Annotated in this window: 24 protein-coding genes; 21 read left to right on the forward strand and 3 right to left on the reverse strand. The window is 38.8% G+C overall.

All coding sequences use genetic code 11. The features are described 5' to 3' along the window. The 16 genes from dnaB to rlmH all read left to right on the forward strand — a co-directional run bounded on the left by dnaB (nt 1) and on the right by rlmH (nt 18369). Nucleotides 1-1362, forward strand: coding sequence for a replicative DNA helicase (gene dnaB, locus PQ460_RS00145; RefSeq protein ID WP_204825760.1), 1362 nt, complete (start codon nt 1-3; stop codon nt 1360-1362). Nucleotides 1363-1415: 53 nt separating this feature from the next. Continuing rightward, a complete protein-coding gene (locus PQ460_RS00150; protein WP_274171334.1) occupies nt 1416-1919 on the forward strand; it encodes a hypothetical protein in 504 nt (167 codons plus the stop codon). A gap of 5 nt (nt 1920-1924) precedes the next feature. Then, a complete protein-coding gene (locus PQ460_RS00155; RefSeq protein WP_273614282.1) occupies nt 1925-2143 on the forward strand; it encodes a hypothetical protein in 219 nt (72 codons plus the stop codon). Between the two features lie 80 nt (nt 2144-2223). Further along, nucleotides 2224-2613 (forward strand): GNAT family N-acetyltransferase, encoded by a 390-nt coding sequence (locus PQ460_RS00160; protein ID WP_274171335.1) that lies wholly within the window; start codon nt 2224-2226, stop codon nt 2611-2613. A gap of 315 nt (nt 2614-2928) precedes the next feature. Then, the gene (locus PQ460_RS00165) at nt 2929-4215 is read left to right on the forward strand and encodes an adenylosuccinate synthase (RefSeq protein WP_274171336.1); all 1287 of its coding nucleotides are present in this window, start codon (nt 2929-2931) and stop codon (nt 4213-4215) included. Between the two features lie 314 nt (nt 4216-4529). Then, a complete protein-coding gene (locus PQ460_RS00170; RefSeq protein WP_274171337.1) occupies nt 4530-6083 on the forward strand; it encodes a M23 family metallopeptidase in 1554 nt (517 codons plus the stop codon). Nucleotides 6084-6242: 159 nt separating this feature from the next. Continuing rightward, the gene (yycF, locus tag PQ460_RS00175; protein WP_273614278.1) at nt 6243-6971 is read left to right on the forward strand and encodes a response regulator YycF; all 729 of its coding nucleotides are present in this window, start codon (nt 6243-6245) and stop codon (nt 6969-6971) included. Nucleotide 6972: 1 nt separating this feature from the next. After that, nucleotides 6973-8823 carry a cell wall metabolism sensor histidine kinase WalK gene (walK, locus tag PQ460_RS00180; RefSeq protein ID WP_273614277.1) on the forward strand — a complete coding sequence of 617 codons (1851 nt, stop codon included), beginning with the start codon at nt 6973-6975 and terminating at the stop codon, nt 8821-8823. Continuing rightward, complete coding sequence (locus tag PQ460_RS00185) at nt 8820-10151, forward strand: YycH family regulatory protein (RefSeq protein WP_273614276.1); 1332 nt, start codon at nt 8820-8822, stop codon at nt 10149-10151. Before walK ends, PQ460_RS00185 begins: the two co-directional genes overlap by 4 nt. A 66-nt stretch (nt 10152-10217) precedes the next feature. Continuing rightward, complete coding sequence (yycI, locus tag PQ460_RS00190) at nt 10218-10919, forward strand: two-component system regulatory protein YycI (RefSeq protein ID WP_441005621.1); 702 nt, start codon at nt 10218-10220, stop codon at nt 10917-10919. Between the two features lie 9 nt (nt 10920-10928). After that, nucleotides 10929-11735 carry an MBL fold metallo-hydrolase gene (locus tag PQ460_RS00195; protein WP_204825770.1) on the forward strand — a complete coding sequence of 269 codons (807 nt, stop codon included), beginning with the start codon at nt 10929-10931 and terminating at the stop codon, nt 11733-11735. An 87-nt stretch (nt 11736-11822) separates the two neighbouring features. Then, on the forward strand, nt 11823-13076 hold the full coding sequence (locus tag PQ460_RS00200; protein ID WP_274171339.1) for a S1C family serine protease: 1254 nt from the start codon (nt 11823-11825) through the stop codon (nt 13074-13076). Nucleotides 13077-13126: 50 nt separating this feature from the next. Further along, a complete protein-coding gene (locus PQ460_RS00205; RefSeq protein WP_069326412.1) occupies nt 13127-13294 on the forward strand; it encodes a CxxH/CxxC protein in 168 nt (55 codons plus the stop codon). Nucleotides 13295-13696: 402 nt separating this feature from the next. Then, entirely contained in the window at nt 13697-15655 is a 1959-nt protein-coding gene (locus PQ460_RS00210) for an acyltransferase family protein (protein ID WP_274171340.1), read from the forward strand. Nucleotides 15656-16369: 714 nt separating this feature from the next. Beyond that, on the forward strand, nt 16370-17803 hold the full coding sequence (locus tag PQ460_RS00215; RefSeq protein WP_274171341.1) for a VanZ family protein: 1434 nt from the start codon (nt 16370-16372) through the stop codon (nt 17801-17803). Between the two features lie 86 nt (nt 17804-17889). Further along, the gene (gene rlmH, locus PQ460_RS00220) at nt 17890-18369 is read left to right on the forward strand and encodes a 23S rRNA (pseudouridine(1915)-N(3))-methyltransferase RlmH (RefSeq protein ID WP_137224792.1); all 480 of its coding nucleotides are present in this window, start codon (nt 17890-17892) and stop codon (nt 18367-18369) included. 152 nt (nt 18370-18521) lie between these two features. Here rlmH and PQ460_RS00225 read toward each other — a convergent pair whose 3' ends face one another. The 3 genes from PQ460_RS00225 to PQ460_RS00235 form a co-directional block, all read right to left on the reverse strand. Then, nucleotides 18522-18761, reverse strand: coding sequence for a hypothetical protein (locus PQ460_RS00225; protein WP_274171342.1), 240 nt, complete (start codon nt 18759-18761; stop codon nt 18522-18524). After that, nucleotides 18748-18924 (reverse strand): hypothetical protein, encoded by a 177-nt coding sequence (locus tag PQ460_RS00230; protein ID WP_274171343.1) that lies wholly within the window; start codon nt 18922-18924, stop codon nt 18748-18750. Before PQ460_RS00230 ends, PQ460_RS00225 begins: the two co-directional genes overlap by 14 nt. Nucleotides 18925-19020: 96 nt before the next feature. Beyond that, complete coding sequence (locus tag PQ460_RS00235; RefSeq protein ID WP_274171344.1) at nt 19021-19434, reverse strand: hypothetical protein; 414 nt, start codon at nt 19432-19434, stop codon at nt 19021-19023. A 621-nt stretch (nt 19435-20055) separates the two neighbouring features. Here PQ460_RS00235 and PQ460_RS00240 point away from each other — a divergent pair. From PQ460_RS00240 to PQ460_RS00260, 5 genes are all read left to right on the forward strand, one after another. Next, complete coding sequence (locus tag PQ460_RS00240; protein ID WP_274171345.1) at nt 20056-20706, forward strand: DUF2306 domain-containing protein; 651 nt, start codon at nt 20056-20058, stop codon at nt 20704-20706. A gap of 255 nt (nt 20707-20961) precedes the next feature. Next, the gene (locus tag PQ460_RS00245) at nt 20962-21240 is read left to right on the forward strand and encodes a hypothetical protein (RefSeq protein WP_274171346.1); all 279 of its coding nucleotides are present in this window, start codon (nt 20962-20964) and stop codon (nt 21238-21240) included. Nucleotides 21241-21301: 61 nt separating this feature from the next. Then, nucleotides 21302-22021 (forward strand): SDR family NAD(P)-dependent oxidoreductase, encoded by a 720-nt coding sequence (locus PQ460_RS00250; protein WP_274171347.1) that lies wholly within the window; start codon nt 21302-21304, stop codon nt 22019-22021. Between the two features lie 600 nt (nt 22022-22621). Beyond that, entirely contained in the window at nt 22622-23974 is a 1353-nt protein-coding gene (locus tag PQ460_RS00255) for an SIR2 family protein (RefSeq protein WP_274171348.1), read from the forward strand. A 364-nt stretch (nt 23975-24338) separates the two neighbouring features. Beyond that, nucleotides 24339-25652 (forward strand): RelA/SpoT domain-containing protein, encoded by a 1314-nt coding sequence (locus tag PQ460_RS00260; protein WP_274171349.1) that lies wholly within the window; start codon nt 24339-24341, stop codon nt 25650-25652. Nucleotides 25653-25813 lie beyond the last annotated feature (161 nt).

Raw genomic sequence — 25813 nt, forward strand, 5'->3', positions numbered from 1 at the left:
ATGGGCGGCGAAATGTTTTACGATCGGGTTCCGCCACAGAATTTAGAAGCGGAACAGGCGGCACTCGGAGCGATCTTGCTTCAGTCGGAAGCGTTAATTACAGTGATGGAACGGGTAGACAGCGAAGATTTTTACGATAAATCACACCAACTGATCTATGAAGCAATGGTTAATCTCGGTGAAGAAAATCAGCCGATAGATCTGATTACATTAACTTCTTTATTACAAGATCGTGGACAGCTAGAAGATATCGGTGGCGTTAGTTATCTGGCGAAGCTTGCTCATGCGGTACCGACAGCGGCTAACGTCGATTATTACGCTCAAATTATCGAAGAAAAGTCGATGTTACGTCGCTTGATTCGAACAGCAACACAGATTGTTAGCGAAGGGTATGGTGGCGGCGAAGATGTCGGCAGTATGCTTGGCGATGCCGAACGACGGATTTTGGAAATTTCTAATCGTCGTACAGGTAGTGGCTTTATCGCGATTCGTGATGTGTTGATGGAAGTATTTGAACGGGTTGAAATTTTGCATCAAAATAGTGGTAATACGACAGGTATTCCTTCTGGATTCGTCGACTTGGACAAAATGACGGCTGGATTTCAGCGAAGCGATCTGATTATTGTAGCGGCTCGTCCGTCGGTAGGTAAAACCGCATTTGCACTGAATATTGCGCAAAATGTAGCGGTACGTGCCAAAGAAACGGTAGCTATTTTCAGTCTGGAGATGTCAGCGGCACAGCTTGTTCAACGTATGATCTGTGCGGAAGCGAATCTGGATGCGAATGTAATGCGTACCGGTGAATTTAAAGGTGATGAAGATTGGGCGAAGCTGACGATGGGCATTTCTTCGTTGTCTGAAGCAGAAATCTATATTGATGATACACCGGGAATTACCGTTTCAGAGATTCGTGCTAAATGCCGTCGTTTGAAAAAAGAAAAGGGTCTGGGTATGATTGTGATCGATTATCTTCAGCTTATCTCTGGACGCGGTAAAGCCGGCGAGAACCGTCAGCAAGAAGTTTCTGAAATCTCACGTACGCTCAAGCAAATTGCTCGTGAATTGTCTGTACCGGTTATCGCACTGTCTCAGCTCAGTCGTGGTGTAGAGCAACGTCAAGATAAACGCCCGATGATGTCTGACTTGCGGGAATCCGGTTCTATTGAGCAGGATGCGGATATTGTGTCTTTCTTGTATCGGGATGATTATTATAATGCAGATACAGAAAAGAAAAATATTATCGAGATTATTATTGCCAAACAGCGTAATGGTCCGGTAGGTACGGTAGAATTGGTGTTTTTGAAAAACTTTAATAAATTCGTAAACTACGAACGTGTTCAATCGGATATGTTCGCAGGATAGCGGTACAACATATTATTTTAATAGTAAGTAGTAGATATAGAGGAGTGTAGAAAGTGCCTTGGATTCTTGAAGATACAGCGGGCGTTATCACATTTGCTGATTTTTTTCCTTTAACTACATCAGATTTGCCACACATCTCTGCTAAATTAGGTTGGGAAGCATCATTTGATTGGAATATTTACTTACAATCTAACTCTATATTTACTGCTTTGAAGTTAGTCGACAGCCATGGAATGATTCATGGCTGTTTGGCATATCGAAAAGATCAGGGCAATTTATTTGTAGAGCTTGCTTTAGTAGAAAAATCTCCGCAACATCAACGTACAGTTTCCTACATTAATATTGGTAAAGTGCTGTTCGCTTGTGCGTATAAGATTAGTTTTGATGCTGGATTTGATGGGTTTGTAGTACTTACACCCAAAACAAACTTAATTGATTATTATGAACGGGTATATTGTGCTCAGTTTATAGGAAATATAGATCATTACCCCCGTTATTTGCTTGATCCAGCTATAGGGAAATCTTTGATTATGTTATACTACAGAGAGAGGATGTGATGCCAATGACAAACAAAATAAGACGTGGAACTTATGGATATTTTGCTTTGCAAAAGGCAAGATCAGCTATACCTCGTAGATACTCACGCCTATACGGTAAATCCGAGCAAGAAACGAATACTATTCACACCCTTACTATGCATGCCCCTTTATCTGAAGATGGAGCCAAACAAATTGGTTCTAAGATAGAAGAGTTACGTAAACAAATGAACATCAATATATAACAGAAGAACTGCTCAGGCGGTTCTTTTCTTTTGTAGATGGGCTTTTTAAAGACTGACTTCTTTTTGAAAGGGTGTAATACATGAAACAACATATCCATATCAACCTACCTATAAAACCTCACGAAGTACCTGATCTGCGGGAAGCGGTAGGATGGGAACGACGAGAGCAAGATTATCCTGCTTTATTAGAGCGGTGTCAGTTTTATGCAGGAGCGCGAGATGAAGCACAGCGATTGATTGCATTTGGCTATATCTCAGGTATGGGATTGCAACATGGGTATTTAGAAGACATTCTTGTTCATCCTGACTATCGTTATCAACAGCTAGGAACTCATCTGGTACATACGCTATTACAGCAAGCGAAGCATCATCAAATTGAAATTGTAACCTGTACGTTTACAGAAGAACACGCTTCTTTTTACCAAAAATGTGGTTTGACGTTAAGTAAAGGTGGAGTATGGAGAAGTTAAGTGATCATTTCCGAACGATAATATTTTTAATTGAATGTATTGTTCGCTTTTCATTTGACTTTAAAAAAGCAGCCTGTTACACTGATAATGGTGTTGAAAAGCTTACATTGCTTTAGTAAGTCTTTGCGTTACAGCACTGCTATGCCCTTCCGCTGCGAAACGGATCATTATGATTTGCACACGTCTGACCGTTCCTCGCAAGGAAGTTTTCATGCTGTCTGGCTGTTTGCAATATATTCGCTGTTGATCAGTTGTTTTTTGCAACGGACAGCTCAAATTCACGGTGTATAAAAACACCTACGGAGGAATGATTTCATGTCAACTGTAGTCGTTGTGGGAACGCAATGGGGAGACGAAGGAAAAGGTAAAATTACAGACTATCTTTCGGAGAGTGCTGATCTTGTTGCACGTTACCAAGGTGGTAACAATGCAGGTCATACCATCCTAATTAATGAGAAAAAATTCAAATTAACTATGATTCCTTCTGGAATATTTTACGAAGATAAAGCTTGTGTAATCGGTAACGGTATGGTTATTAATCCATCCGCATTGATCGATGAAATTAACTATGTGCATGACAATGGCTTCACTACCAAAAACTTAACGATTAGCGATCGCGCTCACGTAATTATGCCGTACCATATGGTATTGGATATTTTGGAAGAAGATCGCAAAGGTCCTAACAAAATCGGTACTACACGTAAAGGGATTGGCCCTTGTTATATGGACAAAACAGCTCGTTCGGGTATTCGTATTGCTGATCTGATGGACCCGGAAGAATTTGAAATTAAATTGCGTCATCAAGTAAAAGAAAAAAATCAAGTGATTACACAAGTCTATGGCGGCGAGCCTGTAGATGTAGAAGAAATTTTGAAAGATTACTTAGGTTATGCTGAAATTCTTCGTCAGTATGTACAAGATACATCTGTTGTGTTGAATGATGCGATCGATGCTGGCAAACGTGTTCTTTTTGAAGGCGCACAAGGTGTAATGTTGGATATCGACCAGGGTACATATCCATTTGTTACTTCGTCTAACCCTTCTGCTGGTGGAGTATGTATCGGTTCTGGAGTAGGTCCTTCCAAAATCCAACAAGTTATTGGTGTAGCGAAAGCATACACAACTCGTGTGGGTGATGGTCCTTTCCCTACTGAATTGTTAGATGCAACAGGTGATACTATCCGCGAAAAAGGTCATGAATACGGTACAGTAACTGGTCGTCCACGTCGTGTAGGCTGGTTCGATAGTGTTGTAGTTCGTCATGCACGTCGTGTAAGTGGTATTACTGGATTGTCTTTGAACTCCTTAGATGTATTAACAGGTCTAGATACTGTCAAAATCTGTACTGGCTACAAATACAAAGGCGAGTTTATTACTCACTACCCTGCAAGTCTTAAAATGCTTGCTGAATGTGAAGCAGTCTATGAAGAAATGCCAGGTTGGAGCGAAGATATTACTGGCGTGAAGACATTGGACGAATTGCCAGAAACAACACGCAATTATGTTACTCGTGTCTCTGAATTAACAGGTATTCCGATTGCTATCTTCTCTGTAGGACGTAATCGTGAGCAGACAAATCAAGTAGCACCGATCTATCTGTAATCATTAGCTATTATAGTAGGAAGTAATTTATAGAAATGCAGGATCAATAGAAACAAACTAGAGAAGGCATCCACAAGGGTGCCTTTTTTGGTATGCCGTGATTTCTATTCATCAGAAGAGAAATGTTAATGAACAGTAAAGTTGAAAATTTTGTCGAGATTATGGTAAAGTAAACGGGGAGTAGAAAAGGTTAATTTTTTGACACTTTTAGATGACAATTTTTAATAATTACTACTTATAACTATAACAATTAACTGAACTTCACTAATAACGTATCTAACCATGAATAGGGATAAGGATAAAAGGAGACGGTCATGAAAGGGTTTAGAAGCAAACTGGGGATGGGGAACACGCCCAAGCAAGATCAGCCGCGTGATCCACAGTTAGAAGTGCAGAACGAACAGCAATCAACCGATCAATCAGAGACGCCATCAGCATGGTATACCATTACAGTCGATTCGATCCGCAAGGGGAAAAATAAAATGCGTCGTCGTCTGATGATTGCTGCTGGAGGTCTGGTAGTAGTTGGCGGGCTTATTTGGGCAGGCAATCATTATGTAACAGCAAATACGATTCCGTATTATGTGGTATCTGTCAAAGGACAGGCTGTCGGTACGATTTTGCATAAGGAAGAATTACAGCAGTTATTTACAACGAAGCGGGCAGCGTATCAGAAGAAGTATCCAAAAGCGACGATGGTACTGAATACTAACGGTATTACAACTACAGAAGAACGTGCTTACAAAGCACAGGTCAATTCTGCAAACACACTCAAAACACTGGATGGTATGCTTACTGCATATGCTAAAAGTGTAGAAGTGAATGTCGATGGCAAAGTGATCGGCATTGTTAAAGACCAGAAAGTGATTGATGCTGCTCTAGAACAAGTGAAAGAAAAGTATACGAAAAAAGCAGAATCGGCTAAAGCTTCTACCAAAACATCTACTAAAGCTTATCCAAAACAAGTCACAGGCTTAGAATCGGTGACATTAAAGCAAAAAGTATCTACTGGCGAAATCAAAGCCAATCCTAATAAATTGTTAAGCAGTACACAGTTAGCGAAAGTCATGACAACAGGTGTAGAATCACCAACAACTTATGTGGTACGTGAAGGTGATACGATCAGCTCGATAGCATCAGATCATGATATTACTCAAGAAGAGATTTTTGCGAATAATCCCAAAATTGATGAAATGGCGATGCAGATCGGTGATGAATTAACGTTAACGGTTCCGCAACCGCCGATTACAGTCACTACATTTGAAGATTATTCCGAGCAGATTGTGACAGAACCTTCTGTAGAGATTCGGAAAAGCGATAGTATGCGTGAAGGTGAGTCCAAAGTGGTAGCTCAAGGAAGTACAGGACTCAAACGGATCGATTATAGGGTAACCAAACAAAACGGTCAGATGTTACGTGAGGAATGGTTAGGTCAAGAGGTGACGAAGAAATCATCGCCTAAAGTAATCATTAAAGGAACCAAAGTAGTACAAGGGGAAGGATCAGGTAATTTGATCTGGCCGGTATCTGGAGCAAGTGTAACCAGTCCTTTTGGACAACGATGGGGCAAAACACATAAAGGGATCGATCTTGTCGGTAGTTCTTCTGTTATGGCAGCAGATGATGGTGTCGTCAGCTATGCAGGAACAATGACCGGTTATGGTAATGTCATTATTATTAATCATAACAATGGCTATGAGACGTTATATGGACATTTAAGCCAGATTGATACCAGTACAGGCGCTATTGTCGAGCAAGGACAACATATCGGTGTAATGGGCAATACAGGGCATTCCACAGGAACTCATTTACACTTTGAAGTACACAGTGGTGGTGCGATTCAGAATCCACTAGGATACTTACCATAAATCGAATAGTAGAATTCTATACAGCTTCTATATACTTTTGATATAGAAGCTGTATTTTTGTATATATCTATTGAAATTGCATAGTACTGATGATGTCGTGGAGTAAAGGGATATGTTAAAATAAAACCATAACAGGCAGGCATGGGGTGAATAATACAGATGCAAGGGAAAATTCTGGTTGTCGATGATGAACAACCGATCGCAGATATATTGAAATTTAATTTGGAAAAAGAAGGTTATGAAGTCATCTGTGCATTTGATGGAGTAACAGCTGTTGAATTAGCATTTGCAGAAGAACCGGACTTAATCTTATTGGATCTGATGTTGCCAGGAAAAGACGGGATGGATGTATGCCGCGAAATACGTACACGTATGCATATGCCTATTATTATGTTAACTGCTAAAGATGCTGAGATTGATAAAGTGTTAGGATTGGAACTCGGCGCAGATGATTATGTCACCAAGCCATTTAGCACGCGCGAATTGTTAGCACGTGTCAAAGCACAGATTCGTCGTCAGCAGAAATTAACAGCAGTACCAACTGCACCAGCTGCCAAAGAAGAAGAGAAAAAAGGGCTTCGATTGTTAGAGCTATTTATTGATACAGATATGTATATGGTCTATAAAGAAAATCAACCGCTTGATCTGACACACCGAGAGTATGAATTGGTGTATTATATGGCGAAAAATGCAGGTCGCGTCATGACGCGTGAGCATTTGCTTCAAGCTGTCTGGGGATTCGAATATTTTGGCGATGTCCGTACAGTCGATGTTACGATTCGTCGATTACGTGAAAAGATCGAAGACGATCCCAGTAAGCCCGAATACATTTTAACGCGTCGTGGTCTTGGTTATATGATGCGTAGTCCAAAATCAGGAGGACTATAACGTGAAGCGCAGATTTCCGTTGCTTCCAGGGTTCAGCCGTACGATTCAAGCACGGCTGATTATTATTTATGTACTGCTTATTTTGATTGCGATGCAGTTGATTGGCGTCTATTTTGTGAGTGCGATGAAAAACTCGTTAACTAGCAATTTTACACAGGATCTACAAGAGAGGGCTGAATTGCTATCGGTACTTGCAGCAGATAAATGGTCGGGTAGTGGTGAAGCAGGTTCTAATGCGATCAATGATCTAAAGTTGATGGTTGATAATCTATACAATATGAGCGGTACAGAGATTCAAGAAATTCAGGTACTCGATATCAGTGGTAGGGTCGTTATTTCCTCCTTACAATCAGGTGCCGATCTGGAAGGTCGTCGTAATACACAAACCGTAGTTAGTCGTGCATTACAAGGAATAAGCGATAATGAAGAATATATTATTGATGAGACAGGAGAGCGCAAGCGTGTTGTTGCCAAGCCAGTAATTAGCGGTGGCAAAACAGTCGGTGCTGTCTATATTGTTGCTTCTATGAAAGAATTGTACAGCACGATGAAGCGTATCAATGGTATTTTCTTATCCGGTATTCTGATTGCGCTCGCTTTAACAGCTGTGCTTGGAGTGATTCTGGCACATACGATAACACAACCGATCAAAGAAATGACCCGCCGAGCCAAAGAAGTAGCAGAGGGGAATTTTGATCATCAGATGACCGTCTATAGCGATGATGAGATCGGTCAGCTAAGTGAAGCATTCAATTATATGACCAGTCGTCTGCGAGATGCACTTGCGCAGAATGAAGAAGAAAAAGATAAACTCGCTTCGATATTGAAAAATATGAGTGATGGCGTTGTAGCTACAGACGAACAAGGCCGCGTTATTTTACTTAATCGAGTCGCTGGAACGATGATGAATGTTAGTGAAGAAGAGATTGTAGGTAAAGAGTTAGCAGACCTTTTGCACCTGCCTGAAAATGAACGTACCAAATTGTTAAACGGCACACTTCGCCGTACAGTGCTCAAATTAGGCGAAGAATATGAAGGTAATTCTTCGATTGTACGTGTTACCTTTAGCCCGATCCATCGCCGTAAAGAAAGTATTACCGGTATTATTGCTGTGTTGCAAGATGTAACAGAGCAAGAAAAGTTAGAAGGCGCTCGGCGTGAATTCGTAGCTAATGTATCGCATGAATTGCGTACTCCGCTGACTACGATTAAAAGTTACACGGAAGCATTGGAAGATGGGGCGCTAGAAGAACGTGCGCTGGCAGAACGATTTATCGGTGTAATCCAAAATGAAACGCAACGTATGATTCGGCTAGTCACTGACTTGCTTCATTTATCACGCTTAGATTCTAGCGAAGCGATGTTACGCAAGCAGCGTACGGATGTGCGAGAACTGTTAGAAGATACGATTGATCGCTTTTCTGTACAAATGCAGCAAAAAGATATTCAATCGGCTACCGATCTGGATATTGATGTTGGCAGTGTATGGATAGATCGAGATCATATGGATCAAGTACTCGATAATCTAGTCTCTAATTCGTTAAAATACACACCGGATGGTGGTAAAGTGACACTGGGTGCTTATAGTACAGAAGATGGTATGGTTGCGATAACGGTTACCGATACAGGCATCGGGATTCCGAAGCAAGACTTGGATCGGATATTCGAACGATTCTATCGGGTAGACAAAGCACGTTCTCGCAATATGGGAGGAACCGGATTAGGGCTTTCTATTGCCCGGGAAATGGTGCTTGCTCATGAAGGTCATATTTCCCTTGAATCAGAGTTCGGGCAATGGACCAAAGTGACTGTTACGCTACCTTTGCATGAAGAAGGAGATGGAGTACATTGAGAGAAAATATCAAATCCATCTTACTTGTAGGCTTAATCGTAGTCAGTCTGGTACAGAGTTATTACCTGATTTACCGGATGCCTGGAGCAGATTCGGTGGCTAATTCGGAAGCTAGTTATGTGCAGACTGAAGATATGGGTCCACGGACTACGATTGAAAATACTATTTTTCCAGATCAGATGATTGTGCATCTTAAAAATAATAAACACACGGTATTTTATCCGGCATCATCAAATTACAACGCGATTTATAGCCGTCTAAAAGGTAGCAATTTTAGCCAGTTTAGACGATTATCCGTGCAGACGGTTAATTGGAATGAAATTCGTAATGATGCCGGGTTAGAAATGACATTCAGTAGCGGAATCCCTGTAAGTCTGTTGGAACGCACATTGGATATTAGCCCAGACTCGTTATTTGAAGGCGATACTGTTAACCGAATCTGGATCTATAACACAACGAACAGTACCAAACCACGCGCTTTCTTTTTTAGTGCTAGTGGAGATGTAGTCTATGAAGCCACAGATATGGCATGGACGAATACAGATATTCAGCAGATGATGATAATGAGTACAGATTCGATCAATTACCTTTATCAAACAGATGGTTATTATATTCCGCAGACAGCGCTGAATATTCAATCACTGACACTCAAGCTTGAAATGTATACAACAGAACAGATGCAGCGTAATCTGTTTTTTGATCCAGGAGCAACACGTAATATTAATGAAGAAAATGGAACCGAAATTTATACCGATAGCAAGCGCAGTCTACAGGTCGATACCAAGCAGAAATGGATGACCTATACCGATCCGACAGCACCAACAACAGGAACGAACAATGTTTCGGATAATGTATTATCTGCGATCGATTTTGTTAATCAACATGGTGGATGGCCGGGATCATATATGCTGATGATGGATAATAACACAAATGATGATAAAGAGTTTATTTTCCGCCAGTATATTCAGTCGTATCCGATTGTAGATACTGACAAATTAAAATTCGGCTATATGAAGCTTGTAATGGAGCATGGCACAGTATCTTCTTATGAACGTTCGATGTTGTATACCGGTGCTAACAATCCGCCAATCAATGAATCGAATATTACACGAGCCAAAGTGATATCATTACCGGGCGGCAAAGCATTACAGAACTTGATCAAAGCACAGATTCCTGCCGATCAGATGATTCGTAATATTTATCCAGCATATCGTCCTACACTTGGTAATGGAGTGATTGTGCTGAGTCCGGTATGGATGGTTAAATTGCAAGATGGCAAAAGTATTGTACTGAACTCAAGCAATACGAATACAAGTATGAAAAAATGAACATGATTTGGGAGGTCCACGATGGATTGGGGAAGAGCAAAAAGCGTACTGATCTGTGCTTTTTTATTGCTAAACGTTTTACTGGGATACCAGTTGTGGGTGGATGTACGTGATCAAGCCCAATCCAATCTGGACTTTACCTCTTTAAGCGATAATGCGCAGCAAGCGATGGAAGAGAAACATATTCAGGTCACCGCACAGATTCCAAGAGATACACCTATTTTGTCCAAAATCATTTACCAGTATAACGGACAAGATGTTATAGAGACTCCGATTAAGCTGAAAAGCTCTGTCGATAGTCAATTAATCTTTAATGAAGACGAATTACGTAATCAATTAGCAGACGAAATTCCTGATATCGAAAATTATCGGTATGATCCGTTAGTGAGCGAAGAAAGTGTATTTATGCTTCATCCGCTTATTAATAGTGATCTTCCTCTATTTAATATGAATTTACAGTTGTATTATAGTAATCAGAAGATTACTTCGTATACAGAGCCTCAATGGACAGTAAGTGCCAATCAAGATCAACCGAAGCAAGAAATTATCTCTGCATCGAATGCTCTTGGAAGCTTAATTGAAAAAGAAATACCCGAAAGTTCGGTAATTAAAGATATAGCGCTCGGCTTTTACGGGCAGACACTGGACAGTACGCATCAGCTTGCTGTACCGGTATGGCGTATTGCTCTAGATAGTGGAGCTTTTTATTATGTACAAGCAATAAATGGAGAAGTGATTGTTCCTCCAGCGGCAGAAAATAAGGAGTAGAGTAGACACATGGGAATACAGTTTACAGTCTTATCAAGTGGATCAACAGGCAATGCGACTATTGTTCAAAATAAAGATGCAACCATCCTCATCGATGCTGGATTGAGTGCACGTCGAATCGGTGAATTATTACAAGAACGCGATCTTACCGGTGAACAGATTCATGGGATTCTGATTACCCATGAACATTCTGATCATATTAAAGGATTAGGAGCTGTTGCTCGAAAATACGAATTACCGATCTATGCAAATGAAAAAACATGGGGCGCGATGGAACGTTCGATCGGCAAATTGTCACCAGAGCAAAAGCAAATTATGCAAACAGGCGATCATCTTACATTCGGTTCGATGCGGATTGAATCGTTCGGGATCTCGCATGATGCGGCAGAGCCTGTAGGTTATTTTTTTACAGATGGGGATGAAAAGTTAAGTCTGGCTACCGATCTTGGATATGTAAGCGACAAAGTCATGCAAAGTATTGCTGGTTCTGATGTATTAGTGCTTGAAGCTAATCATGATATTGAAATGCTACGGATGGGCAGATATCCATGGAATACCAAACGACGGATTCTTAGCGATATCGGTCACTTATCGAACGATGCAGCAGGTGAAGCGTTAAGTGAACTACTTACACGCAAAACCAAGCGTACTTATCTTGCTCACTTGAGTCGAGATCACAATATGATGGAACTTGCCAAGCTAACAGTACGTGATGCGATGGAGAGTAGAGGCTGCTTTTATAAAGATCACGAATTTAAGCTATGTGAAACATATTATGATCGTCCAACACCATGGGATATTATAAGCGACAAATAAATTCAGTTTCAGAAAATGGTTATTTTTGGTAAAATTGAAATCATATAATTAATCTGATTAGCATAGACAAGCAAAGGGGCGATCAGCATGAGCTTATTTGATGATGATTTCTACAACACCAAAGTATCACGGCGATCCAAACGTAAAATGTCTGTGCCATTTTCATCTTATCGAAATCGTTCCTTAGCTGGACGTTCCAGATCGGCATCTACGATCAAAGTAATAGCGATTAGTTCGATCAGTAGTGCAGTAACAGTAATAGCGATCATTAGCTTATTCGGATGGTATAGCAACAGCTCCTCTTCTTCTGTTGTCGCTAGCAGTATCGTTCCTACGACGACTCAACAAACAGACGGTAATCCATATGAACAGTTAATTCATGTCGCGAATGAAGTGCGTCCGGCGATGGTGAGTATTGTAAATTATCAAGATGAGTCTTCTACATTGAATGAGTCTGCACTTGGATCAGGAGTTATTTTCCGCAAAGAAGGCAGTAAAGCCTATATCGTCACTAATAATCATGTCATTCAAGACGCAGATCAAGTCAAAACAGTGCTAAGCGATGGAACCACATTAGCCGCGACTGTTGTAGGTACAGACTTTATAAGCGATATTGCTGTGCTGTCGATTAGCAGTAAAAATATTGATACTATCGCTCAATTAGGCAACTCGGATCAGCTTCAATTAGGCGAGACTGTGATGGCTATTGGCAATCCACTAGGATTTAATGGTACGATGACATCAGGAATTATTAGCTACAACAATCGTCTGATTCCAGTATCGCTTAATCAAGACGGTACGTATGATTGGGAACAAAATGTGATTCAGACCGATGCCGCGATCAATGAAGGCAATAGTGGCGGAGCATTGGTCAATTTGAACGGACAAGTAATTGGCATCAATACGATGAAAATCTCGGATACCGGTGTCGAAGGACTGGGATTTGCAATTCCGATCAATGAAGTCATGAAGAATGTCGATCTTTTGATTAAAAATGGTAAAATTAGCCGTCCATATCTGGGCGTATATACAACAGACTTTGATAATAAAAATGCATATCGTTTGTTCGATGAACAAGAAAAAGATTACAAAAAGCCAGAGTTACCGAAAGGGGTAACCGATGGCATTATTGTCGTCGAAGCTAGTGGACCTGCCAAAGAAGCAGGAATACTTGCCGATGATATTATCGTGCAGTTGGATCAACAAAAAATCACTTCTACACTTGATTTACGCAAGTATTTGTATAATCATAAGAAGGTCGGTGATTCGCTTGAGATCACCTATTATCGGGATGGCGTGAAGAAGGATATTACTCTTCAACTTCTGTCCAAGCCTGATTGATCTACTTGCCGATATAGATATTGAACCAGTAAAGGAGCTTGACCCTATTGATGTATGTCGTATGTAAAGAACACATTGAAAAAGCATTGGAAGAATTCGTAGATGAATTGGAAGAAGCACCGGATGTTGTCGATCTAAAAGAGACCGAATTTTCGGACTGGGACCCGCCTGCAAAATGTAGTTATTGCGAACAACATGCTGAATTTTTGGTGGTCTAACCAGAGCAGGTAACAAGATCGCAACTATTATACAGTGACTTAGGTATTCATGAAATGGCGTTGTATAGAGAGAAATAAAGTGAATGTAATCATGAATTTATAACTAACAGGCATTCTAACCAGCACGTACAGATCATGAACGGATCAAAAGGGGGAGGAACCGTAAGCGCGGTTCCTTATTTCCTTTGGTCTGAACAGAGTGTATGTGCTTTTTATATGAGGCATAACATTTTATATTTTGACGTTACTGTCATTATTTTTTAACTTTGCTGAGATTCTATGAATAGCGTACTTCTATATAATAAAAGAATAGAAAATGGGTAAATAAATGAGGAACATGTACAGAAAGGGTAGAAGAAATGAATAACATCTGGGCACTTTTACATAAGGGGCGGTTACGTCATGTCTAAACCGCTTCAACAGCACCGTTACATGTCAGGACTGGATGGGTTACGTGCTTTTGCTGTCATGGCAGTAGTATTGTATCACCTTAATATAGATTGGGCGCCCGGTGGATTGCTAGGTGTCGGTATATTTTTTGTATTATCCGGTTATCTCATCACAGATATTCTTGCAGGGCAATGGGAACGCCATCATCGATTCGATCTAGTCGACTTCTGGATTAGACGCGCAAGACGCTTATTACCTGCTATGTTCACAATGATCATTTTGGTCGTGTTATGGTGTCTGGTCGTAGATCATTCACGTCTGCCAGCACTGATGGGAGATGTACCTGCGGCATTATTTTATGTCAGCAACTGGTGGTTTATTTTCCATAAAGTATCGTATTTTGAAAGCTTCGGCCCGGCTTCACCACTCGGTCATCTGTGGTCGCTAGCTGTCGAAGAACAATTCTATCTAATCTGGCCATTGCTACTTGCATTAGGGCTGAAATTCCTACCGAAACGTGTTAATCTAGCAGGTTGGATTCTGAGTCTAGCTGCAATCTCAGCACTGTTAATGGCTACATTATATGAACCGGGTAGCGATCCTAGTCGTGTCTACTATGGAACAGATACACGTATCTTTGCACTATTGATCGGAGCAGCGCTTGCGATTGTATGGCCAAGTGCCAAGCTCAAAGCTCGCGTTTCTTCTCAAGCACGTACCGTACTAGATGTTGTCGGTGTCGTGACGTTATTCGTACTGGGTTGGATGATCTGGCATACGAATGAATATCAGCCATTTCTATATCGTGGTGGAATGGTGCTGATCGCCATCATCACAGCACTGCTGATTGCCACATTGGCTCATCCAGCAAGTCGCCTTGCGATTGTGCTCGGTTGCAAGCCTTTACGCTGGTTAGGCAAAAGATCTTATGGACTGTATCTGTGGCATTTCCCGGTGATCACACTCTCGACTTCACAGATCAGTACAACAGAACCTTCGATTATCAAAAGTATTGTACAAGTAGCAGTCAGTCTAGCCCTTGCAGAGTTATCATGGCGATATATAGAACAACCGATTCGATACAACGGCTTCCGCAGTATTCGTCTCAAATATCGGTTACAGCATATGGGATCTAGAGTCTGGTTGCATGGAGCTGTCATTCTGGTCGTATTCGTCCTAGCTTCAACAGCAATCAGTCATCTTATCTCTAATAATGAAGATACAGCTATCGCACAACATGCAGCGCAACCTTCAGCAACGGTGATCACACCTGCGCCTAAAAATGTATCTTCTCATCCAGCAACAACGGATCATACCAATCCAGAATCATCCGCTACAGGAGATTCAACCGATCCGTCTAAAGAAAGTTCAACAGCAACTACAGAAGATTCACCAGAAAGTAAGCAACCAACAACAGAAACTAGTAAAACAGGTACTGAAGAAAAAAAATCAAATTCTACGCATAAAGAACCGGTTAAAACGACAGAAGTCGATACCATTTCTGGCAAAGGCATCAGCGCAATCGGCGATTCTGTTATGTTAGATGTCGCTCCTTATTTGAGCGAAGCGATGCCAGGCATTGTGATCGATGGCAAAATTGGCAGACAGTTAACCGAAGCATCTGGAGTCGTCCAACAGCTTTCACGTAACGGACAACTGGGTCACAAAGTGATCTTAGAACTTGGAACGAATGGATCATTTACCAAAGAGCAATTAGACGATCTGCTCGCTGATCTGAAAAGCGATAGTGTGAAGAAAATTATTGTAGTGAATACACGTGTTCCTCGCCCATGGGAAAGTGTAGTCAATCAGGCACTCAGTGATGCCGCCGCAGAAGATTCACGCATTACAATTATCGACTGGTATTCCGCCAGTGCTGGACAAGATTCATATTTTGCTCCAGACGGTGTCCATTTGAATCCATCCGGTGCGCGTGCATATGCTGCATTAGTCGTCAAAGCATTAAAATAGTTATATGGAACAAAAAGGAAATAAATCCATTATTATTTTAAAAAGGTATTCACAACCTATTACTAAATGCCGATAAAAGAAAAGATGGCTTCATAAGTGCTCCCTGCCTGCCGACTGAGATACAGTTAGCGTGCGGGGAGTTTTCAATTTATCCGAGTATTCAGATGAGTAGAATAATCAGCCTATACATATAAGTAGCAAAAGGATATCTAAAGGAAAACGTTATGCGTATACAAATGATTAATGATTATAAGTATTGTTTCTTGTATTAGAAAGTCTTAAGTACGACATTTTGTATAGAGCCCAAATGCCCAATGAAGATGATTAACAGTACAACCTTAACTAAAATAAATTAAATTTACTAATATCAGAAACATGAATCTATTTTTACGGATTGAAATCTTCGATTTGTATCATCAACAGACTATACAGCTCTGAAATGTTCGAAATTAGAAGCCTTATTCTTTGCGGAATAGGCTTTTTTTATTTTGGATATGAATTGAAGTTGCTCTAGATGAATGTACTTACGTGTATACTTCATTTTTCAAAATAAAGACTACCAGCTACCGTACTGGATCGCTAGCTGTGATCACGGTAGTACGGAAGCATCTCGTCATTTTTTTGTATACGTTGTTACAAAATACGAGTAAGCAGTGTCTTCCTTGTGGCAAAACGTATTATTATTCATACAGCCAAAATGAAGGGAGTACACACATGGATATTCAAGGGATACTTGGCGCGCTATTACCGCTTCTACCAAAGGTAATCATTATAGCGTTAGTGCTTTTAGGCGTTACCTTCTTTTTTTATGTTTTATATCGAAAAAGAGGTGGCAAGAGAAAGTTCTCGGTCACACAGTTTACAGCAGGTTATTTGCTCATTATGTGGTTTGGTCTGGTTATGATGTTAACTACATTCAGCAGAGGGGAAAACTTTGAGGGGTGGGTGAATTTTCGACTGTTTAGCGGCTATCTGAGTGCGTGGAATCAATGGTCTCTCAGCGAGCTTCAACTTATTATTTTTAATATGATGATGTTTATGCCACTTGGATTTTTACTGCCACTGCTGAGCATTCGAACGCGGCGTTTTACTCCTGTGCTAGTGATTTCTCTAATCGTAACTATTGGTATTGAGCTGACTCAGGTGCTTAGCAAAAGGGGTATTTTTGAGTTAGACGATATTTTTCACAACACACTAGGCAGTATAGCAGGCTACTTGATCATGCAGGCTATTCTAACCAGTGTGAATCAGCGAAAGCTAGACTTCAAATCGACAGGGCTTGCGCTGTGCATTCCCATAGCGTTTGTTCTATTGTTTACCGGTGCGTTAGCTGTCTATCAGGCAAAAGAGTTGGGTAATCTCTCAATTCGACCAGCAATCAAGCAGAATATGGATGGGGTCGAAGTTAATATAGCTACCAAGCTTCCAGAGAAGGCGCAACCAGTTTCACTCTATGTTAATCATAGGATTTATAATCTGGAGTATGGCAAGCATATCACTGCGCTTATTCAACCATCTTTCCATCTTCAGCAGAAGCAAGGAAAACGAGTGGATGGAATGAATCGAATATGGTCATTTGCCGATAGTAGCGGCAACTCGTATACGTTTAACTATAACATGCAGGATGGTGTATGGCAGTTGTATAATGCGAGTGGTGAAGAGGTTAAGCTCACTAAGGAAGAACTAACAACGCAAAGAGAGTTCTACGAAAAATGGATGCTGGACAATGATATGTTGCCTGCTGATACCGTATTTAGCATACAGAACGAGGATACGCTGAGATGGGATATCCAAAAATCAGTGGATGCTGTTGCAAAGGACGAAAAGGATTTTGCCGACGGCATGATTATGATTATACCTTCTGCTGATGATCAGCAGGCGCCTCGTGATTTATTTGATGCGATGAATAAGAATGAGTATGTACGTAAAGTAGACGTAATAAGTCCGGCACAAGCATATGCGTACCTCCTTCAAGGGGATTTCTATATGTATAATCATCTGAAGAAAGGCGACGTACTAACCGTTGAGAAATATGAGCTTGCATATAACTATGATTCGAAAGGATATTACCAACCGGTGTATCGCTTCACTGGAAAGGTGAATAAAGAACAGTGGGAAACGCTTGTACCCGCAATGTCTATTTCTTAAGGGGGATGCTTGCCCAAGGCTAGATAGTGTACACTTAACAGTAAACAGGCTCACGATCAGCCAAAGGATAGACGAAGGAGAACGTTATGCATATACAGATTATTGGGGTCGGCAAATTAAAAGAAAAATATCTAGTACAAGGAATCGCCGAATATAGCAAAAGATTAACGCCGTATATCAAATTCCAGACAATTGAAGTGAGCGATGAGAAAGCACCGGATACGTTAAGCGATGCAGAAGTACGGATCGTGAAAGACAAAGAAGGCGAACGGATACTGTCTCAGATCAAGCCAGATGCGCATGTGATTGCGTTGACATTAGACGGGAAGCTATGGAGTTCGGAAGATCTAGCAAGTGAACTGGATCGGTTAGGGACGTATGGTAGCAGTCATGTGGTGTTTGTGATCGGTGGAAGTCATGGGCTTGGGGATGAGGTATTGAAAAGGGCGCAACAGAAGTTATGCTTTGGACGGATGACGTTACCACATCAGTTAATGAGGTTGGTGCTCGTGGAGCAGGTGTATCGGGCAGTGAAGATTAACCGTGGGGAGCCGTATCATAAGTAGAGCGAACTTTGCTTGTATATAGGGGCAGTAACCCGAGAGTCTTTCCCTTATATACAAGCTTTTCATAACTATTTGTCTATCCTCATTAAAATGAATTAGCTGTAACAGTCAAAGCAAGCGACGCACAATTTTCTTTTAGATTTATGAGAGAACTATCCATAATTCTTTTTATTTTTCTTCATTTTCGCCATAGTTTTTCCACATTTCGACGATCCTTTTCTCAGGCCTTCAGATAAAGCAGGTTTATCTTCACATTTTCTTTGCTCGTAACCGTCTTCATAGCCTTCATCATAACCTCTGTCATAGCCCTCGATAACGCCTTTTTTAAAATATGAATCTAATAACCCAGAGATTATAGAATCTATACTTTCTTTATGCTTAGGTAGTCCCATTATATCCTTTCTCCTTTCTCTTATCAGTTCTTAAGTCCTTAAATAAGGATTCTAATTCCGAAGTTATGCTTATCTTTTCGAGTAGTTTTTGTTTGGGGTTAATTGGGGCACTTTGTTCTTTCTTAGCTCTAAACTCATTTATGTCAGATACCTTATCGTTCATAGTTATCCTCCTAACAAAGATGGTTAGCAAGAACAGAGATGCAGTGACTCAATTCTGCTCAGTACTAGTAAAAAAACTGTCTGTTGTTGCATGAAGTCAATATAAGGTTTCAGGATGTTTTGCTTCTTGTAGAAATTTTTGAAATATATCGCTAGAAAAGTATTCACCTGTTCTAACAAATTTATATTTTCCACGTTTGGTAACTCTGTATAGGTCTACAGGTAGTTCATCTTCATCAATCGCCTCTAAAAGCATTTTAACTAAGCATTTTTTTTCAGGTCTTGACAGGTACTGCCAATGTAAAGGGATGAGTTTTTTTAGTGTGAACACCTCTCCTTCGGAAACTAAATTAATCTTTTTTGAAATTAGCTCGAAATAGGCTGTGCTTGTGTCTTCACCTAATAGTCTTTTCCTGGCTAAGGCACTTAAACTCAATTGTAATTCATCAGCTATCAGATTTAGTTGTTGCTTCTCTTCTGATGAGATTCTAACTATGAATCTCTCCTCCATAACAACCTCCTGTTAACGAATTTATGATTTTGTTATAAAATATGTTAACAAAAATAATAATTTGTAATCTTTAAATTGTCAACTAATTTCTCTAGTTTTCGATTAATTTTATGACGTGGAAGTGGTGGATATACAAATGAGTCGCTTTTGTGCAGGAAGTTCAGATGAGGAATGACAGCAGGTAGCTATTTTTTAGGCTTTTTCGGACAAATGAAAAGCCCCTTCCGCTATTGGTTCAGCGGAAAGGGATATACTTATAAAATTCTTCTCAGTTTGCACCGTATTTTTCTAATAAGTTACCCTTTTAAGGTGCCTTGTGTTTTGCCTATACTGAAACTTATCAAAAGGTAGTGTCGGGACCATCAGCATTTGAAGTGAAACGCACACGTAAACTTACTTTCAATTTCCGCGGGCATGGAGCCTAGCGGATTTTTCTTTATGAAGTGACGGAATCTGTTGAATTAGGCAAGGACTCCGACAGAAAAGGCAAAGACCGCAGTATTCAATCCCCTATACTTAGAGTAAAGATCCTACTGATAGGAAAGAAGCTTTTTGAAAATGCGTGTATTAGTTGGAGCGACAGGCTTAATTGGCATACAACAACAGAGGAGGGGCATTCATATGGGAAATAAAATAATTAGGGGACTCGTGTTCATTCTCGCCATTTCGATTGCTGGATACGCCATTGTTCAGTATGGCTTTCTCAACGCTAGTAATGCTGGGCTTGTGTCTTTCAAATTGCAAAAACCGAATTTTGAACTCCAACCATGGATATATGTGCTATACACCCATATTTTTACCGCGATATTTGCTTTGATTATAGGACCCTTTCAACTATTTATAAAGCCAACTAATGGCAGGAAACGCTGGCATCGCCTATTGGGGTATGGATATGTTCTTTCGATTACAGTGAGTGGGATCGTGAATGTGTATTTATCTATTTTTGCGACAGGAGGTTGGATTTCCTCGCTTGGGTTCATGTCGCTCGATGTACTGTGGGTTACGACTACGTTTATGGCAACGAGAAAAATTCTGGTCAAAGACATCCAAGCTCATAAAGTATGGATGCTTCGCAGTTATGCACTTACGTTTTCGGCGGTTACGCTTCGAATCTTGTTAGCACCGCTGATTTTTCTACTTGGTGATTTCGAGGCGGCGTTTCGGGTTGTCGCCTGGCTTTGTTGGATTCCTAATCTGATCGTCATAGAAGTCGTGATTTCCAGAATGAGATTACGACGACAACAAGGATTTACAACTGTTACGCCAAAATAATCCGTAAAACTGCGCATCCATAGCGCAGTTTTATTTTGTGTACGGTGGAATAAGTATCTTGCATAAGGGTAGATGTAAGTAAACATTCATTCGCTCGTAGAAGATTGATGTAAATACTTATCCAAGTACAACCACTGATATTGTAAAAATGTTGTGTTCATTTGTATGCGTAAACTAAATCAGTGTATAATACCTACTAAAATATGGGGTACGTATACCCTATATTGCTATTTAATTAAAGAATGGGTGAAAACGATGAGTGTCCGATACACCGACTATGTACGTATGAAAACAGGTCAATACCAGTCTGTAGGGAAATTTGGCGATGATATTTATGTATTTGAGATGTTAACAGGTATAACCGATACTGCAGAGTTTCATCAGATTTCGAAGCAAGAGTTCGATTCATTTGAAGTCTGGTCTGAAGAAGCACCAGAGTATCCCAAAACATATGAAATCCTTGCACGTCCTGTGCTTTGTAGTGGATATTTGGGAAAAGCGTATTTAGATGCTTCGTTGCTTCGCGATATGTAAATGGTTAAAATGATCTTTAATCATAAGCTATAAAAAATGATATCGAAAGGATACGTACGTTATGAAAAATTTTATTATTTTTGGAGCCAGTAAAGGATTAGGTGAAGCCTTTGTTAACGGACTACCCGAAAAAGGTGATCGTGTGTGGGTGGTTTCTAGAACGTACCCTCACAGTGTAGATGTTGAAGATGGTATTGAAAAACATTGGATTGAAGCTGATTTGGCAAAACCAGATGCAAGCACGCTGATTGCGAATACACTGAACGATGTTACTATAGATGTCTTGATATACAATGTAGGCATATGGGAGAGCAAAGGGTTCAGAGACGACTATAATTTTGAAAACGATGATCCCGCTGAAATTGCGAACATTATCAATATCAATGTGACTTCTACAATTACCTGTATCCAGAAGCTTTTACCGAATCTGAAAAAGTCAGATAACGCCAAGATTTTCTTGATTGGTTCTACAGCAGGTCTGGAGCATAATGATTTCACACAAGTATCATTTACCGCTTCTAAGTTTGGTTTACGTGGTATTGGCAATTCGATCAGAGAGCATGTGAAGAAATACGGGATTGGTGTCACTTGTATAAATCCGGGTGAGATTGCAACCCAAATTCCGTTAGAAGATGGAATTGAAAAAGTATTGTCTACATATGGTGGAACCCAGATTCCCCTTCAAGATTTAGTTTCTTTAGTCAAATGCGTAATGAATCTGTCCAAAGCTTCTTGTGTCAAAGAAATCAATATGCCGGCAATGTTAGATACCAACGGGTAATTGGCTTCAAAGAGAGCTATCTTACGTTAAAAGTGAAGTTCTTTTCAAAAAAACCACTCTATAGCTATGAGTGGTTTTTTATTCTATGGAAATCAACAAAAGGAATACTTGCTAAAGACTAGACAGTGTAAACTTAAAATTAAATATGCTCATGATGAGCCAAAGGATAGTTAAATGAGAAAGTTATGAAGTTCAGAAGATTAGCGATTTAACTGGATCGATTAAGTATATATGCTAGCAAACATGTAGTTTTTGTGACAGGTGGGAAGGGTTTAGAATATTCTCAGAAAAATATAAAATACTTTTGCCACTTTGTTGTACACATTAAACGATAAAATTATCTTCAATATTTTTATTGAAGGAAAAATGGAAGAATATTGAATAAATTTAAAAAATAATATATTTTATATGATTGAAGGAATATAACGTGTTTAGTAGAATAGTAACACTATCCAGTTAAATTGAACTATTTAGTTTATCACGTACAAAAGGAAGAGATTATTTTTAATCAAACCATTAATTGAATCAGTCAAGAATTGATAGTAAAAATATAGTACTTGTAATTTAGATTTAAAATTTATAATCAAAGGAGCGAGTAACATGTCTTACGAGCAGTACAGGGCAGATATTACTGACGATATTAAAAGCTGCCTTGAAGACATAGGATGTCAACCTATTTTATTTATAGGTTCTGGAATTTCAAAAAGGTATTTTGGAGCACCTAACTGGGAGCAGTTGTTGATACAATTGTCGGAAATTTGTCCAAGGATAGAAGATAGTTTTGCTTTCTATAGACAAACTCATGATTTTCCAGATATTGGACAGATATTCTCTCGAAAATTTAGAGAATGGGCTTGGCGGGAAGGAAAAGAAGAATTTCCAGATGAGCTATTTTCAAATGGTATGTCACCTGATATTTATATAAAGCATAAAATAAAAGAGCTCTTAAATGAAATCACACCTAAAGATCTATCAGAGATTAATGACGATGTGCTCTTAAAAGAAATAGTGGCTTTACAAAATATACGGCCTCATGCTCTTATTACTACGAATTATGATCAATTTCAGGAAGTAGTTTTTCCTGATTATACTCCTATTATAGGGCAGAAGATTCTTAGGTCTAACCATGCAAGTATTGGAGAAATTTTGAAGATACATGGCTGCACTAATGATCCTGCAAGTATGGTTCTTACAACTGATGATTATGAAGAGTTTATTACAAAGAAAAAATATTTAAGCGCTAAGCTACTTACCTATTTTGCAGAACATCCATTAATTTTTATGGGATATAGAGCTGAAGATTCTAATATTAAGGCTATTTTATCTGATATTGATGAAATTATATCTGCCGATAACAATTTGATTCCAAATATATATTTGTTAGAATGGGATTCTAATGTTGAAAATCATTCTTTACCTGCTAAAGAAAAAATAATTGCTATTGGTGAGCATCGAAGTGTAAGAGTTAAAAGTATAGTAGCAAGTTCTTTTGAATGGGTTTATGAAGCTTTTGCTGCAAATACAGCATTAGAAAAAGTAAATCCTAAGCTATTACGTTCCTTATTAGCAAGAACTTACGATATGGTAAGGTATGATATTCCCAAAAAAACTGTTGAGGTTAATTTTCAAATTTTGGAGAATACACTGAATACTGAAGGAGAACTGGCAAAAGTATATGGTATTACAACATTGGATAACCCTACAGCTGTGAATGCAAGTTATCCTTATACTCTTACACAAATAGGACAAAAACTGGGGTTTGCAAGCTGGCATCAGGTTAATAAATTTTTTGAGGAAATCAATAAAGAAACAGGGCAGAATATTAAAGCGAGTGATAATAGATATCATATCAAACTCAAGGTAGGTTCTACTATATTCAATAAATATTCAGAAGCTGCTTTAGAATTAGCTAAACAAAAGATGAATAATGAACCATATACTTTAAAATTTTAACATTTCCTTTACAAAGTATATAGATTTGTACAGAGTATCATTTAATTTATATTTTTATAATAATTGTTCAGACAAATTATACGAATAAAAGTATAAAACAATCTAGTTCAGATTTAATGTCTGTTAGTTAAGAATTTTGTGATACTATTTGTTAGATATAGAGCTAGAATAAGTAATATTTAAGCAAGAATTAATTAAGTTGTTCTGAAAGCTTTCGATGATTTGCTAGATTGTTTCTAGAATATAATGATAGAGTTATACTACTTCCTTATGGGAATTTTTGGATATTGACTATTAATTTTTAAGAATTAATCGAATTTTCTTTTTACTTTAATATGTAATTAAATATTTAGGGGGAGAAAAATTGAAGATTCCAGTTATTGAAGAGTTTCTTAAAAAATATTCTAAAGAGTATGATTATTATCAGAAAATTGCTTCTATTTGTGCACAACAATGTGAGTCTGATTTAGGTGCAAGTGGTATTCGTGCAATTGTAACATATAGAGCAAAAAGACCTGATAGGCTCAGAGCAAAGCTGGAAGCAAGACATAAAAATAAAAAGAATTATGCAAGTGTCATGGAAATTTATGATGATATAATAGATCTTGCTGGTGTACGTATAGCAGTATACTTTCCTAAAGCAACTGAAGAAGTACATGCCTATATACATGGTAATTTTGATGTTATAAAAGAGAAGACATTTCCAGAAAAAAATAAGAAAGATATTTACAATAAAAGATTTTCTGGGTACGGCGCAAATCATTATCGGGTAAAGCTAAAAAGTGAGCTTTTGAGTTCTAGTACACAGTACTATAGCGAAGGAGTTATCGAAATTCAAATTGCATCTGTATTAATGCATGCTTGGGCTGAAGTAGAACATGATCTCGTTTATAAGCCTCTTAGTGGGAAATTATCAAAAGAAGAATATAAGATATTAGATGAACTTAATGGTTTAGTCTTAACTGGTGAATTAGCACTGGAAAGATTACAAGATGCAGGTAGAGAAAGAATAACTAAAGATGAAGAACCTTTCACAAACCATTATGATCTTTCATCTTTTTTGTATAGTTCTTTAGAAGAACGAGATACTAAGAAATATGAGGACTTAATATTGGGGGATACTCGTGTACTACATGTTTTCTTAGAGAAATTAAATTTAAATAAAGCTAGTAATATAAAGCCATTTATTGATCAGCTCAATCCTGAAGACGAAAAGAGAAACATTACAGATCAGCTTGTTGAACATATGATACAAGGAAACAAAAAGAAATACGAAATTTATAATGAAGTGAAAAAAGAGATTCAAGGTAGAGGTTACAAAATAGATAAAGATAGTTCCGAAAAGGAAAATGCACTAGGTTACTTTATATCAAGATGGATAAAGTTAGAGTCCTTAATTTTAGCTATAGGAAAGCAAATACTTCCAAACGAAAAATATCAATCAGTCCTTGGAAAAAATTTTTTATCAGCAGTACAAATTTTTAATTCAGCGACCCAATTAGAAATAGAAAATTTAAGAAGGCTAAGAAATCACATAATACATGGAATAAAATCACCTGATGAAAAAATTCTATATAATTCTGGAAAATATATTGATATTTTAATTAAAAGTATATCAAATGATTTTCCAGAGTATAAGGATATTATAAATAAGATTCTTAATGATAAAGATATATAAAAGAAGCCGGCTTAGTCCGGCTTCTTTCTTATTATCAGAATACTTAAATAGATCAGCCGTTTAGTAAGTAGATTGAGTTTTTTGTTCAGTTGATTTCAAGATTTTCGAAGAACTTACAGTAAAGAAAATCATAGAATACTAGATTTTAATTCAATTAGTTT

It is taken from the genome of Paenibacillus sp. KACC 21273, from assembly GCF_028736095.1.
GTDB lineage: Bacteria > Bacillota > Bacilli > Paenibacillales > Paenibacillaceae > Saccharibacillus > Saccharibacillus kyungheensis.

Coding starts and splice junctions, on each gene's coding strand:
- PQ460_RS00230 (WP_274171343.1), bottom strand. CDS start 18,924: ATGAACGATAAGGTATCTGACATAAATGAGTTTAGAGCTAAGAAAGAA.
- PQ460_RS00165 (WP_274171336.1), top strand. CDS start 2,929: ATGTCAACTGTAGTCGTTGTGGGAACGCAATGGGGAGACGAAGGAAAA.
- PQ460_RS00170 (WP_274171337.1), top strand. CDS start 4,530: ATGAAAGGGTTTAGAAGCAAACTGGGGATGGGGAACACGCCCAAGCAA.
- PQ460_RS00250 (WP_274171347.1), top strand. CDS start 21,302: ATGAAAAATTTTATTATTTTTGGAGCCAGTAAAGGATTAGGTGAAGCC.
- PQ460_RS00235 (WP_274171344.1), bottom strand. CDS start 19,434: ATGGAGGAGAGATTCATAGTTAGAATCTCATCAGAAGAGAAGCAACAA.
- PQ460_RS00155 (WP_273614282.1), top strand. CDS start 1,925: ATGACAAACAAAATAAGACGTGGAACTTATGGATATTTTGCTTTGCAA.
- PQ460_RS00205 (WP_069326412.1), top strand. CDS start 13,127: ATGTATGTCGTATGTAAAGAACACATTGAAAAAGCATTGGAAGAATTC.
- PQ460_RS00255 (WP_274171348.1), top strand. CDS start 22,622: ATGTCTTACGAGCAGTACAGGGCAGATATTACTGACGATATTAAAAGC.
- PQ460_RS00225 (WP_274171342.1), bottom strand. CDS start 18,761: ATGGGACTACCTAAGCATAAAGAAAGTATAGATTCTATAATCTCTGGG.
- PQ460_RS00210 (WP_274171340.1), top strand. CDS start 13,697: ATGTCTAAACCGCTTCAACAGCACCGTTACATGTCAGGACTGGATGGG.
- PQ460_RS00245 (WP_274171346.1), top strand. CDS start 20,962: ATGAGTGTCCGATACACCGACTATGTACGTATGAAAACAGGTCAATAC.
- rlmH (WP_137224792.1), top strand. CDS start 17,890: ATGCATATACAGATTATTGGGGTCGGCAAATTAAAAGAAAAATATCTA.
- dnaB (WP_204825760.1), top strand. CDS start 1: ATGGGCGGCGAAATGTTTTACGATCGGGTTCCGCCACAGAATTTAGAA.
- yycF (WP_273614278.1), top strand. CDS start 6,243: ATGCAAGGGAAAATTCTGGTTGTCGATGATGAACAACCGATCGCAGAT.
- PQ460_RS00195 (WP_204825770.1), top strand. CDS start 10,929: ATGGGAATACAGTTTACAGTCTTATCAAGTGGATCAACAGGCAATGCG.
- PQ460_RS00160 (WP_274171335.1), top strand. CDS start 2,224: ATGAAACAACATATCCATATCAACCTACCTATAAAACCTCACGAAGTA.
- PQ460_RS00215 (WP_274171341.1), top strand. CDS start 16,370: ATGGATATTCAAGGGATACTTGGCGCGCTATTACCGCTTCTACCAAAG.
- PQ460_RS00240 (WP_274171345.1), top strand. CDS start 20,056: ATGGGAAATAAAATAATTAGGGGACTCGTGTTCATTCTCGCCATTTCG.
- PQ460_RS00200 (WP_274171339.1), top strand. CDS start 11,823: ATGAGCTTATTTGATGATGATTTCTACAACACCAAAGTATCACGGCGA.